This is a genomic window from Rhodococcus sp. MS13, assembly GCF_013277835.1.
GTDB classification, from domain to species: Bacteria; Actinomycetota; Actinomycetes; order Mycobacteriales; family Mycobacteriaceae; genus Rhodococcus_F; species Rhodococcus_F erythropolis.
Genome location: NZ_VBTL01000018.1, coordinates 17,238 through 31,430, shown reverse-complemented (window position 1 = coordinate 31,430; position 14,193 = coordinate 17,238). Strand labels below are relative to the sequence as shown.

General features: G+C 61.4%; 2 protein-coding genes. Both read left to right on the top strand.

Annotation, left to right across the window (positions count from 1 at the left end; translation table 11 throughout):
- Positions 1 to 27 precede the first annotated feature (27 nt).
- Entirely contained in the window at positions 28 to 5,313 is a 5,286-nt protein-coding gene (locus FEZ59_RS29670) for an amino acid adenylation domain-containing protein (RefSeq protein WP_346343264.1), read from the top strand.
- A 93-nt stretch (positions 5,314 to 5,406) separates the two neighbouring features.
- On the top strand, positions 5,407 to 14,193 hold an 8,787-nt coding region (locus FEZ59_RS29665), incomplete at its 3' end, for a non-ribosomal peptide synthetase (protein ID WP_172933567.1).

Below are 14,193 nucleotides of genomic sequence, written 5' to 3'. Positions count from 1 at the left end.
GGGTATGTGGTGCCGGCGTCGGGTGCGGTGGGTGATGTGGTGGCGCTTACGTATTCGCTGCGTACGGTGTTGGCGTCGTATATGGTGCCGTCGCAGTTTGTGGTGTTGGATGCGTTTCCGCTCAATGCTTCGGGGAAGTTGGATCGGAAGTTGTTGCCGGAGCCGGTGTTCGAGGCCGCGGTGTTCAGGGCTCCGGTGACGGCGGTGGAGGAGATCGTCGCGTCGGTGTTCGCTGAGGTGTTGGGTGTTGATCGGGTGGGTCTCGATGACGATTTCTTCGAGCTCGGCGGCAACTCCCTCAACGCCACTCGCACGATCAAGCGAATCGCCGATGCTCTCGATACCGAACTTTCGGTTCGAGTTCTGTTCGAAGCGTCCACGGTGCAGGATCTCGCGGCACATGCCGAAAGCCGGACCGGTTCGGGTGGGCGAGTCGCGCTGACCGCTGTCGAACGGCCAGAGCGGATTCCGCTTTCGTTGGCGCAGCAGCGTATGTGGTTCCTCAACCGATTCGACGGGAGCGCTGCTGCATACAACATCCCGATGGCGCTGCGCCTTCAGGGTGATCTCGATGTCTCGGCGCTGAGCGCGGCCATCTCTGATGTGATCGGGCGGCACGAATCACTTCGAACCGTCTACCCGGAAATCGGAGACGGTCCGGTGCAGGTCGTCAAGCCCGTGTCGAGTTGGTCGGACGAAATCGTCGCAGAACCGACCGGCGTGGACGAACTCGAAGGTGAGCTGGTCGCGCTGGCGTCGACGCGCTTCGACGTCACACGCGAGATCCCGATTCGTATCCGGTTGTTCCAGTTGGCTTCCGACGAATACGTACTCGGTGTCGCGATTCATCATATTTCCGCCGACGGTTCCTCGATGGCACCGTTCGCTCGAGATGTCGTGACCGCATACGCCTCGCGGGTTGCCGGGTACACACCGTCCTGGGCTCCTCTCGACGTTCAGTACGCCGACTACAGCCTGTGGCAGCGAGAGGTGCTGGGCCGTGAGGAAGACCCGGGATCTATCGCTTCGCAGCAGATTGCGTACTGGAGCGATGCTCTCGCCGGGCTGCCTGATCAGCTTGCACTTCCAGCTGACCGGCCGCGCCCCGCGACGCAGTCCTTCCGCGGCGGTTACCTGCACTTCGATATCGATGCAGAGTTGCATGCTCGGCTGAGCGGTCTTGCCAGGGCAAACAATTCGACGTTGTTCATGCTCACGCACACTGCGTTCGCGATGCTGTTGGCTCGACTGTCCGGAACCGAGGACATCGCGGTGGGTACGCCCATTGCCGGACGCGGTGAGCGGGCACTCGACGATCTCATCGGCATGTTCGTGAACACCTTGGTGTTCCGTACGCAGATCGACAGCGGTGCGCCGTTCCTCGACCTGCTCGGACGTGTCAGGGAGACCGACCTTCAAGCGTTCGCACATTCGGACGTTCCGTTCGAGCGACTCGTGGAGGTGCTCAACCCTCCGCGTTCGACCGCTCGTCATCCGCTCTATCAGGTCGGCTTCCTGTTCCAGAACATGGAAACCGGAGGGCTTGAGCTTCCGGGACTCACCGTCAAGGGCGTCGATATCGACAATGGGGTCGCGCAGTTCGATCTTCAGTTGATCGTCAGTGATCGTTACGACGCCAACGGATCTGCAGCCGGCATCACGTCGATGTTCAGCTACGCGCATGATCTGTTCGACGAGTCGACCGTGCAGGACTTCGCCGATCGATTCGTGCGATTGCTCGGGGAGATCGCGTCGGATCCGTCGTTGACCGTAGGCGACTTCGCGCTGATGGATTCGTCCGAGAGCGACCGGATCCTGAACCGCTGGAACGACACCGATCACCCCGTCCCGGGAGCCACTCTGGTCGAACTGTTCGACGAGCAGGTCGGTTCGAACCCAGGTGCGGTGGCATTGGTCGCCGGGAACACGTCGCTGACCTACGCCGAGTTCGATGCACGTGTCAACCGTCTCGCACGCCATCTGATTGCAACCGGTGTCGGTCCTGAGTCGTTGGTCGCGTTGGCAATCGAGCGATCGGTCGAACTGTTGGTCGCCATGTACGCGGTGGTGAAGGCAGGTGGTGGATACGTACCGATCGATCCGAACCACCCGGCCGATCGCATCGAGTACGTGTTGACCATGGCAGATCCGGTCTGCGTCCTCACTACCTCGACCACTGCGAAGAATCCGGCGTTCGGTGATTCTGTGATCGAGATGGACACGATCGATCTCGCGTCCTACGCGGACGCGATGGTTACCGATGGGGATCGCAGTGCTCCACTGCGAGCGGACAACACCGCCTATGTGATCTTCACGTCGGGATCGACGGGGCGGCCGAAGGGCGTCGCGATCTCGCATCGGGCGGTGGTCAACCAGATTCTCTGGAAGCGCGATCAGTACGGCCTGGACCGATCCGATGCGATGGTGCTCAAGACGGCGGCAACCTTCGACCTCTCGGTCTGGGAGTTCTGGTCGGCACTGACTTCCGGTGCACGACTGGTGATCGCCGAACCTGAAGGTCACAAGGACCCGAGCTACCTGCTCGACCTGATGACGCGGGAGAAGGTCACGACGCTCCACGTGGTGCCGTCGATGCTCGCGATGTTGCAGTCGGCGTCGGAAAATGGTCTTCCGGAATCGCTTCGTCAGGTGCTCGCGATCGGTGAAGCGTTGCCGGCCGCGACGGCCACCGAGTTTGCAGAACTCAGCGACGCGCAGTTGGTGAATCTGTACGGTCCGACCGAGGCCGCGGTCTCAGTGACAGCGCACGTCGTCGGTTCGGACGATACGACGTCGGTGCCGATCGGTGCCCCCGAATGGAACACGCAGGTGTTCGTGCTCGACACGCGTTTGCATCCGGTCCCCGTCGGAGTCACCGGGGAGCTTTACCTCGCCGGTGCCCAGCTTGCTCGCGGCTATCACGGGCGCGCGGATCTGACGTCGGAACGATTTGTGGCCAACGTCTTCGGTGACGCGGGTTCGCGGTTGTACCGCACGGGCGACCTCGTCCGGTGGACGCAGAACGGCGAACTCGACTACGTGGAGCGCGCCGACTTCCAGGTCAAGATCCGTGGCTACCGCATCGAACTCGGTGAGATCGAAGCGCTTCTTCGCAAGCAGGCCAGCGTGGACTCCGCTGTGGTGGTGGCCAAGTCGGATGCGCGTACCGGTGATCGACTTGTCGGCTACGTCGTTCCTCAAAGCGGGGAAAGCATCGATGTCGAAACCTTGAAGCGGACTCTTGTGGCTGAGTTGCCGAGTTACATGGTGCCGGCGGCATTGATGGTCTTGGACGAACTACCGCTCAACATCAACGGCAAGGTCGATCGCAAAGCCCTGCCCGACCCCGAATTCGAGGCGACCGAATTCCGTGCGCCGACCAACCCCGTAGAAGAGATCGTGGCGGGTGTGTTCGCTGACGTACTCGGTGTGGCGAGGGTCGGACTCGACGACGACTTCTTCGAGCTCGGCGGAAACTCTCTCGTCGCGACGCAGGTCGTGTCGAGGCTGGGTGAGGCGTTGGACGCGCAGATTCCGGTCCGTGTGATCTTCGAGGCCTCGACTGTCGGGGCATTGGCGTCGAGGGTTCTCGAACACGCGGGATCGGGTGGCCGCCCACCGTTGGTGGCCCAGGTGCGTCCGCACGAGATCCCGCTGTCGTTGGCGCAGCAACGTATGTGGGTACTCAATCAGTTCGACAAGACCTCGGGTGCGTACAACATCCCGGTCGCGATCCGGCTGTCCGGCGCTCTCGATGTCGACGCACTTCACTCCGCGGTGTCGGATCTGATCGAGCGTCACGAAGTGCTCCGGACGGTATACCCGGACCAGGGCAACGGACCGGTTCAGATGATCCTGCCTCGCTCCGCAGCGACGGTGGGACTGGAAGTGATCGCAACCGACGAAGCGTCGGTCGCCGAGCAGGTGGCTGACACAGTTCGCGAGGGCTTCGATGTCACGACAGCCGTTCCGTTGCGAATCCGTCTCTTCGAGGTCGACGAATCCGAGCGGGTCCTCGTCGTTGTCATTCACCACATCAGCGGTGACGGCTTCTCGATGGCTCCGTTGATCAGAGACACCATGGTTGCGTACACCGCACGTACCGGCGGGGAGACGCCGGAGTGGGCTCCGCTCGAGGTGCAGTACGCCGACTACACGCTGTGGCAGCGTGATGTCCTCGGATCGCCGGAGGACGCGGACAGTCAGCTGGGCCGTCAACTCGCGTACTGGGTGAACGAGCTCAAGGGCACTCCGGAGCTTCTGGAACTGCCGACCGACCGGCCGCGGCCGGCGCGCGCGAGCATGCGCGGTGCGGAATTCGAGTTTGCCGTCGATTCCGAGACCACGGACCGGCTCGCGACGATCGCACGGGAGCAGAACTCGACAGTCTTCATGGTGGTTCACACTGCCCTGGCCGTGCTGCTGGCGAAGATGAGTGGATCGAACGACATCGCAATCGGTACGCCGATCGCGGGTCGAGGTGAGCGGGCTCTCGACGATCTTGTCGGGATGTTCGTCAACACCTTGGTCCTGCGAACGGAGATCGCTCCTGCTTCGACTTTCGTCGACCTTCTGGGGCAAGTGAAGGACAAGGACTTGTCGGCATTCGCCAATGCCGACGTACCGTTCGAGCGGTTGGTCGACGAACTGGGGCGAGAGCGCTCTCACGCATACTCGCCGCTCTTCCAGGTCATGCTCACATTCCAGAACATGGCTCTTGGTACGTTCCAACTCCCAGGCCTGGAACTCTCTGCGGTCGACAGCGGTTTCGATCAGGCGATGTTCGATCTGCAGCTCACCGGTATCGAGCAATTCGACGATGCCGGGGTGCTGTCCGGGCTGAGGATGCGTTTCACCTATGCGACCGACCTGTTCGACGAATCGACCATCGCTCTTTTCGCGGCGCGATTCGGGCGGGTGCTCGAAGAACTGGTGACCGATCCCGGGGTCGTGATTCGTACGATCGACATCGTGACCGATCAGGAACGCGAGGAAGCGAGCGCTGCCGAGCCGAAGTCCGCGGCAGATCTGCCCGAACTGGCAGCCGCGGCGGCGGCCGCCGATCCTGAGGCAATTGCGTTCACCCACGGTGATCAGGCGGTCACCTTCGGTGAGTTGTCGACCAAACTCGTTGCCATGCGTACCGCCATGGGCGCTGCTCTGGCTCCCGATGCACTGGTTTCGGTGTCGCTCGCCGGCCTTGTTCCGGGCATCCTGCCGGCACTTGGCGTCGACGGTCTCGCCACACTTGTGAGCTCGGTGATAGCTGACGCACAGTCGGTGTCAGCGGGCCGTGGGGGTACGGCCGGGTAACATTCAGTATTTGCCCAGTGAACGCCTCCGGCCGAGCAGAACGCTGTGCTCGGCCGGGGCGCACTTCACGAAAGTCAGTTGGAGGAAGTGTAGATGTCCGTCGGTATTCCGGGACCGCAGTCGCTGACGATCGAAGATCTGCCGAAGTTGGTAGCTGCAGTTGCGGCGGTAGATCCTGATCGTGTGGCCCTGAGCCACGGTGGAACCGAAATCAGCTACGGACGACTCAATGACGAGTTGGTCACTCTCGACACCGCGATGGGTGGGGCATTGGGGGCGGATGCCCTGGTTCCTGTTGTCGTTTCCACGGTGCTGCCGGAGCTGATCGCCAGCGAGGCCGACGGTCTCGGCGCGGTGGTCGACCGGCTCATCGCCGACGGCACTTCGATCGTCGAGGTCGCGTCCGAGGCCGACGCACACGTGACCCTAGCCGGACTCTTCGACGAGCAGGTCGAGCGGACGCCGGATGCGCTCGCGCTGGATTACGCCGGAACGCGGCTCACTTACGCGCAGTTCGACGCGCGAGCGAACCGCCTGGCCCGTGAACTCGTCGCGGCAGGTGTCGGACCGGACAGCCTCGTCGGTCTCGCGATGCGTCGATCGATCGATCTCCTCGTCTCGATGTACGCGATCGTCAAGGCCGGCGGCGCGTACGTTCCACTCGACCCGGATCATCCTGCCGACCGTCTCGCTTACGTACTCGAGATCGCGAAGCCCACGGCTGTGCTCACACGTACGTCCGATGCCGTGGTGCTGCCGCACGGTACGCCCACGCTCGACGTCGACACCCTCGACTTGTCGGGTCGTGCCGAGACAACTGTCACCGACGCCGACCGGTTGGCGCCGCTGCGCGCGGACAACACTGCGTATGTCATCTTCACGTCCGGATCGACCGGACGCCCCAAAGGCGTTGCAGTCTCTCACCGTGCCATCGTCGCGAACCTGCAATGGCGTCAGACCGAGTACGGATTCACTGCCGACGACGTGATCTTGCAGAAGACGCCCTTCACTTTCGATGTGTCCGTGTGGGAGTTCTTCTGGCCGCTGCAGGTCGGTGCATCGCTGGTGATCGCGGAACCCGACGGACATCGTGATCCGGTGTACGTGGCTCGCACGATGATCGAGCGCGGAGTGACGGCGGTGCACTTCGTGCCGTCGATGCTCGCCGTGTTCGTCGCCGAACCCCTTGTTGCGCAGGTCAAAACCCTTCGCTACGTGTTCGCTTCCGGTGAGGCGTTGCCGGCTCGAACCGCGGCACGTCTGCGCGAGGTCAGCAGTGCTGGACTCCACAATCTGTACGGCCCGACCGAGGCTGCCGTCGACGTGACTTATTACGAAACCGGTGAGCGAGATCAGGTGTCCGTGCCGATCGGCGCGGCCGTGGCAGACACCGAACTCCTGGTGCTCGACGACGCGCTCCGGCCGTCGCCTTCAGGAGTGGCAGGAGAGCTCTATCTTGCCGGGATTCAGCTGGCCAGGGGATACGTGTCGCGTCCCGATCTCACGGCAGACCGTTTCGTGGCTCGGCCGGGCACTACCGACGGATCGCGGATGTATCGAACCGGAGACCTGGTGCGTTGGCGCGGCGTCGGAGCGAACCGCCAGCTCGAATACATCGGTCGCACTGACTTTCAGGTCAAGCTCCGCGGTCTGCGCATCGAACTCGGTGAGATCGAGGCGGCACTGCTCGATTGTGAAGGTGTTTCCCAAGCCGTGGTGATCGTCCATTCGGACGAAACGATCGGTGACAACTTGGTCGCGTACATCGTCGGCGAGGGCATCGATTCAGAGATTCTGACGTCGTCGCTGGGTGAACGGCTACCCGACTACATGGTCCCTGCCATGTTCGTCGAACTGGACGAGTTTCCGCTCAATGCCAGCGGCAAGCTGGATCGAAAAGCCTTGCCCGCACCCGAATTCGTGTCGAAGACGGTCGAGTACCGCGAGCCTGCGACACCCACCGAAGCCGGCGTGGTCGCGATCTTTGCCGATCTACTCGGGCAGGATCGGGTAGGGGCAGACGACGGCTTCTTCGAGCTGGGCGGCAACTCGTTGCTCGCCACTCGCGTGGTTGCGCGGATCAATGCCGAACACGGCATCTCCATCGACATGCGCAACTTCTTCGACGCACCCACCGCCGCAGAACTTGCCGTCTTCATCGACGAAGCGAAAATCTCAGAAGACCGCAAGGCTCACGTTCCCCTGATCCCTCGCGAGCGCCCCGAGTTGGTTCCGCTGTCTTTGGCGCAGCAGCGCATGTGGTTCCTCAACCGATTCGAACCAGAATCGGCAGTCGACCACATTCCGGTCGCGCTGCGTCTCAGCGGAGCGCTCGATGTCGATGCCTTGCAGGGCGCGCTCGAAGATTTGATCGAGCGGCACGAGATCCTTCGAACCGTGTACCCGGAGGTCGACGGCGTCGGATATCAGCGCTTGGTCGACCTTGCAGCCGTGGTACCGAACCTGACTCCCATACGGGTAGACGAGTCGGCGATCGTCGAGCGCGTGACCGACTTCGTTACCCCGGGGTTCGACGTGACCACCGAGGTTCCGATTCGGGCGGCACTCTTCCAACCCACCGCCGACGAATTTGTCCTCGTGTTCGTCGTCCATCACATCAGCGGTGACGGGTTCTCCATGGGACCGTTGACCAAGGACATCGTTTCGTCCTATGTGTCTCGGACACAGGGAATTGCGCATGATCTGGCTCCGCTGCCCGTACAGTTCGCCGACTTTGCACTGTGGCAGCGCGAAGTTCTCGGCAGTGAGGACGACCCGGATTCTCTGATCACTCGCCAGGTCGACTACTGGCGCCACGCGTTGGCCGGTATCCCCGATCAGCTCGATCTTCCGTCGGACCGCCCGCGCCCGCGCGTCGCGTCGAACCGGGGAGCCGGGCACACATTCACGATCGAGCCTGACCTTCACCAGGCTCTCAATCGAATTGCGCTGGACAACAACGCATCCCTGTTCATGGTGTTGCACAGTGCCGTGGCGATTCTGCTGGCGCGGTTGTCCGGGACTTCGGACATCGTGATCGGCACACCGGTCGCCGGTCGAGGCGATCAAGCTCTCGACGACCTGATCGGAATGTTCGTCAACACACTCGTCCTCCGCACGGAGGTTGATCTCGAAGCTTCGGCACGGGACATGATTTCGCGGGCGCGCGAATCCGACCTCAGCGGCTTCGGGCACGCCGATGTGCCATTCGAACGACTGGTGGAGGTACTCAACCCCGCCCGGTCTCAGGCACGGAACCCGTTGTTCCAGGTGATGCTCTCGCTGCAGAACTTGGGACAGAGCATGCAGCAAAGTCTGGAGGTTCCGGGACTGCGCATTTCCGGACTGGACGTAGAGTCGTCGGCCGCGAAGTTCGACCTCCAATTCACTGTGTGGGAATCGGACACCGCGGACAAGGTCGGTGGTTTGACCGTCGCACTGGTCTATGCGACCGACCTGTTCGACGAGTCGTCTGCCAAATCAATCGGAAAGCGGTTGATTTCAGTTCTCGAAGCAATGGTTGCCGATCCCTCGGTGCGGGTTGGCGATGTGGATATGTTCGATTCGGGTGAGCGATCTTTGGTGCTCGAGTCGTGGAATGGCACTGCGCATGAGGTTGCGGATGTGTCGTTGGTGGACGTGTTCGATGCTCAGGTGGAGGCGTCGCCGGATGCGGTAGCTGTGTCGTTCGAGGGTGTTTCGCTGTCATATGCGGAGTTCGATTCGCGGGTGAATCGTCTTGCCCGGTACCTGGTTTCGGTGGGTGTGGGGCCGGAGTCGTTGGTGGGTGTTGCGGTACGTCGGTCGGTTGATTTGTTGGTTGCGGTTTACGGCGTGCTCAAGGCTGGCGGTGGGTATGTTCCGGTAGATCCGGATCAGCCTGCGGAGCGCAATGCGTACGTGTTGGAGTCGGCGTCGCCGGTATGCGTGATCAGTACCTCTGACGTTGGATTCGATGCCGGTGTGGTGCCGGTGGTCGAGGTTGATGTTGTTGATGTGTCTGGTTTTTCGGATAACCCTGTTTCGGATATTGATCGGGTCTCGCCTTTGCTGTCGGGGAATGCGGCGTATGTGATTTTCACGTCGGGGTCGACGGGGCGTCCGAAGGGCGTGTCGGTTTCGCATGCGGCGATTGTGAATCGGTTGGCGTGGATGCAGGACGAGTACGGGTTGGATTCGTCGGATGTGGTGTTGCAGAAGACGCCGTTCACGTTCGATGTGTCGGTGTGGGAGTTGTTCTGGCCGTTGCAGGTTGGTGCTCGGTTGGTGGTGGCCGTGCCGGATGGGCATCGTGATCCGCGGTATTTGACGTCGGTCATTGTGGGGGAGGGTGTGACGACGGTGCATTTCGTGCCGTCGATGCTCGAGGTTTTCGTGACGGATTCGTCTGTGGCTGGGTGTGTTTCGTTGACTCGGGTGTTCGCGTCAGGTGAGGCGTTGCCGGCGAGTGTTGTTGCCGACGTGTGGGCTGTGTTGCCGGGTGTCGGGGTGCACAATTTGTATGGTCCGACCGAGGCTGCGGTGGATGTGACGTTCCACGAGGTGGTGCCGGCGGATGTTCTGGGGGTGCCGATCGGTGCTCCGGTATGGAATACGCAGGTGTTTGTTCTGGACTCTCGATTGAGTCCGGTGCCGGTAGGTGTTGCGGGTGAGCTGTATCTGGCGGGTGTTCAGCTGGCTCGTGGATATGTGGGTCGGCCGGATTTGTCGTCGGATCGATTTGTGGCGAATCCGTTCTCGGGTGATGGTGGGCGGATGTATCGCTCGGGTGATGTGGTGCGGTGGACTGCGTCGGGCGAGTTGGAGTACATCGGTCGTAGTGACTTTCAGGTGAAGTTGCACGGTTTGCGGATCGAGCTCGGTGAGATCGAGTCGGTGATTCGTGAGCACGAGTCGGTGTCGTCGGTAGTTGTGGTTGTGCGTGAGGATGTGTTGGTTGCGTACGTTACGGCCGCTGGTGGTGTGGTGGACGTTGACGAGTTGAAGAGAGTTGTTGCGGGTCGGCTGCCGGGTTACATGGTGCCGGCGGTGGTGATGGTGCTGGATGAGTTGCCGTTGGGTGTGTCGGGGAAGTTGGATCGGAAACTTCTTCCGGATCCGGTGTTCGTGGCGCGCGAGTTTCGGGCACCGTCGAGTGTCGCCGAAATCGCTGTGGCCGGCGTCTTCGGAGATGTTCTCCGGTTGGAACAGGTCGGTCTGGATGACGACTTCTTCGAGCTCGGCGGAAACTCTTTGGTCGCAACGCAGTTGGTGGCTCGCGTAGGTCAAGCGCTCGACACTCAGGTTCCGGTGAGAGTGTTGTTCGAGGCTTCGACCGTCGAAGGTTTGGCAGCGCAGGTTGAGTTGATCGCAGGGGCAGGAGGGAGGGCCGCGCTCGTGGCCCGCCCACGGCCGGCGTTGATCCCACTCTCACTAGCTCAGCAGCGAATGTGGTTCCTCAGCCGCTTCGATCCTGATTCTGCCGTCAATAACATTCCGATCGCCTTGAATATCAAAGGCGCCCTGAATGTTTCGGCGCTGAGTCATGCGATTTCGGATGTAATCGAACGCCACGAATCGCTCCGGACCGTCTACCCGGAGCAAGGTGGGCAAGGGCAGCAGGTAGTCCTCCCGTCGTCCGAGGTGCCGGTTGAACTGACACCGAAGGTCATCGACGCCTCACGCGTTCACAACGAACTTCTGAGTTTCGCGCTCCAGGGTTTCGACGTGACGTCAACCGTTCCGGTTCGCGTCGGGTTGTTCGAACTTGCTGAGAATTCGTACGTTCTGGCCTTCGTTGTGCATCACATCGCAGCGGACGGGTTCTCGATGCGTCCGCTGACTCGGGATGTCATGGTTGCCTACGCCGCTCGGGTTTCGAACGGCGTTCCGAATTGGACTCCGCTCGAGGTGCAGTACGCCGATTATGCCCTCTGGCAGCGGGAGGTCCTCGGCGACGAGGACGACCCGAATTCGTTGATCTCGGCTCAGCTGGACCACTGGCGCTCCGTCCTCCGTGATTCTCCGGAAGTGCTTGCGTTACCAGCTGACCGCCCCCGCCCGGTCGTCGCCTCGAATCGTGGCGCTACGTACCGCTTCTCCGTCAGCGAAGAGCTTCGGTCGAGCTTGGACTCACTCGCACGCGAGCGGAACGCGTCGCTGTTCATGGTGATGCATTCGGCCCTCGCCGTGCTTCTCGCAAGGTTGTCCGGTACCAGTGACATCGTGATCGGTACTCCGGTTGCCGGGCGAGGCGAAAAGGCGCTCGACGATGTGATCGGTATGTTCGTGAATACGCTGGTCCTGCGGACTCCTGTCGACCTCGCCAGTCCGTTCAGTGCACTCGTCTCGGCAACGCGGAGGACGGACCTTCAGGCGCTCGGCAACGGCGATGTTCCGTTCGAGCGATTGGTCGAGGTACTGGACCCCACCCGATCGCAGGCACATCACCCGCTGTTCCAGGTCGCGCTGTTCTTTCAGAACATGTCCCAGGATGCGTTGGAGCTTTCGGGGTTGGAGGTGTCGGGCCTCGAGTTCGATGCCGGTATCGCGAAATTCGATCTTCAACTTACTCTCGCTCCCCGTGTCGAAGATGCGCTCGAAGACGGCATGTTCGCCGAGTTCGCATACGCCACAGATCTGTTCGACGAGTCGACGATTCGTGGATTCGCCGATCGGTTCACCAGGATCCTCGAGCAGGTGGTCGTGGATCCGTCGATCACTGTGGGTGACATCGATCTGTTGGAGGAGACCGAGCGCGAGTCGCTGTTGACTGCGCGCAACTCCACCGCACGTGACGTCGGGAACAGTGAGACATTGGCTTCGCTGTTCGACACTCGCGTTGCGTTGGCGCCCGATGCTGTTGCCGTGGTGTTCGACGGCCAGTCGCTGACCTATGGCGAGGTGTCCGATCGTGTGAACAAATTGGCACGCAAGCTGATCGACGATGGTGTTGGGCCCGAGTCGTTGGTGGCCTTGGCGATGCGTCGGTCGCTCGATCTCGTAGTGGGTATGTACGCGGTGATCGCCGCGGGCGGAGCCTACGTGCCATTGGATCCCGATCACCCCGCCGAGCGGATCGGGCACATCCTCACGACGGCCGATCCAGTCTGTGTGCTGTCGACGACGAGGGACGCTTTCGTAGCGCCGAACGGCGCCGACGTGCTGTTGATCGATGCTGCTGACCTCTCGAGCTATTCGCCTTCCGTCGTTTCCGATGCTGATCGTCGTGGTCGACTGCGTGATGTGAATGCCGCCTACGTGATCTTCACCTCGGGTTCCACGGGCAAGCCCAAGGGCGTTGCGGTCTCGCATCACGCCATCGTGAACCAGGTCCTGTGGATGCAGGATCAGTACGCCATCGGCACAGAAGATGTCTATCTGCAAAAGACTGCAACGACATTCGACGTCTCGTTGTGGGGATACTTCACCGCGCTTCTGTCCGGTACGAGAGTGGTGCTGGCATCTCACGACGGACATCGAGATCCCGCGTATCTGGCTGGTCTGATCGAAGATCATCGGGTGACGTTGACGGACTTCGTTCCGTCGATGTTGACCGTCTTCGCGACGTCGGTTCCGGAACACGCATTGGTGTCGCTGAGGGACGTATTCGTGATCGGTGAGGCATTGCCGCTCGAGACGGTGCGTGCATTCGCTCGGGTGTCCTCTGCAGGTTTGCACAATGTGTACGGCCCTACCGAGGCTGCGGTCTCGATCACCTACTACGAGGTCGACGGATCGGAGTCGACAGGTACTCCGATCGGTGTGCCAGAGTGGAACTCGCAGGTCTACGTGTTGGATAGTCGGTTGCATCCGGTGCCGGTAGGCGTTGCAGGTGAGCTGTATCTGGCCGGTGATCAACTTGCGCGCGGTTATGTCGCGCGACCCGATCTCACCAGTGATCGCTTTGTCGCGAACCCATTTGTGGAGGCGAGCGACACGAACGGTGAAATCAATCCCGGTGGCAGTCGGATGTATCGCACCGGGGACCTGGTGTGGTGGAACACCGCAGGCGAACTCGAGTATGTCGGGCGTACCGATTTTCAGGTCAAATTCCGTGGTCAGAGGATCGAGCTGGGTGAGATCGAGTCAGCTCTGCTGGCGCATTCGACGGTAGCTCAGTGCGTGGTCACTGTGGCATCCACCGATATGGGCGATCAGCTGGTCGCATATGTGATCGCTGTCCCGGATTCTGTGATCGACGTAGAAGTCCTGAGGAATGCGCTTCCTGAATCGCTACCTGTCTACATGATTCCGAACGCGATCATGGTCTTGGACGAGTTGCCTCTGAATTCCTCTGGGAAGTTGGATCGGAAGTTGTTGCCGGAGCCGGTGTTCGAGGTTGCGGTGTTCCGGGCCCCGGTCACGCCGGTAGAACAAATTGTCGCTTCTGTTTTCTCGGCGGTACTCGGGGTCGAGCGAGTGGGTCTGGATGACGATTTCTTCGCACTCGGCGGAAACTCTTTGATTGCTACTCGAATGGCAGCGCGGTTGGGGCAGGCGCTCGATGCGCAGGTTCCGGTGCGGGTGTTGTTCGAGGCGTCGTCGGTGGAGTTGTTGGCCGCACGGATGGAGTCGGAGATCGGTTCGGGTGCGCGGGCGGCGTTGACGGCTCGGGTGCGTCCGGAGCGGGTGCCGTTGTCGTTGGCGCAGCAGCGGATGTGGTTCTTGAACCGTTTCGATACGACGTCGTCGGCGAACAATATTCCGGTGGCGATTCGGTTGTCGGGGTTGTTGGATGTGGCGGCGTTGGATGCTGCTGTGTCGGATGTTGTTGCGCGGCATGAGATTTTGCGGACGGTGTATCCGGAGGTCGACGGTGTCGGCTTCCAGGAGGTGTTGTCGGCGGATCGGGTGCGGTTGGATTTGTCGCCGGTTGTGGTGTCGGAGTCCGATGTCGTT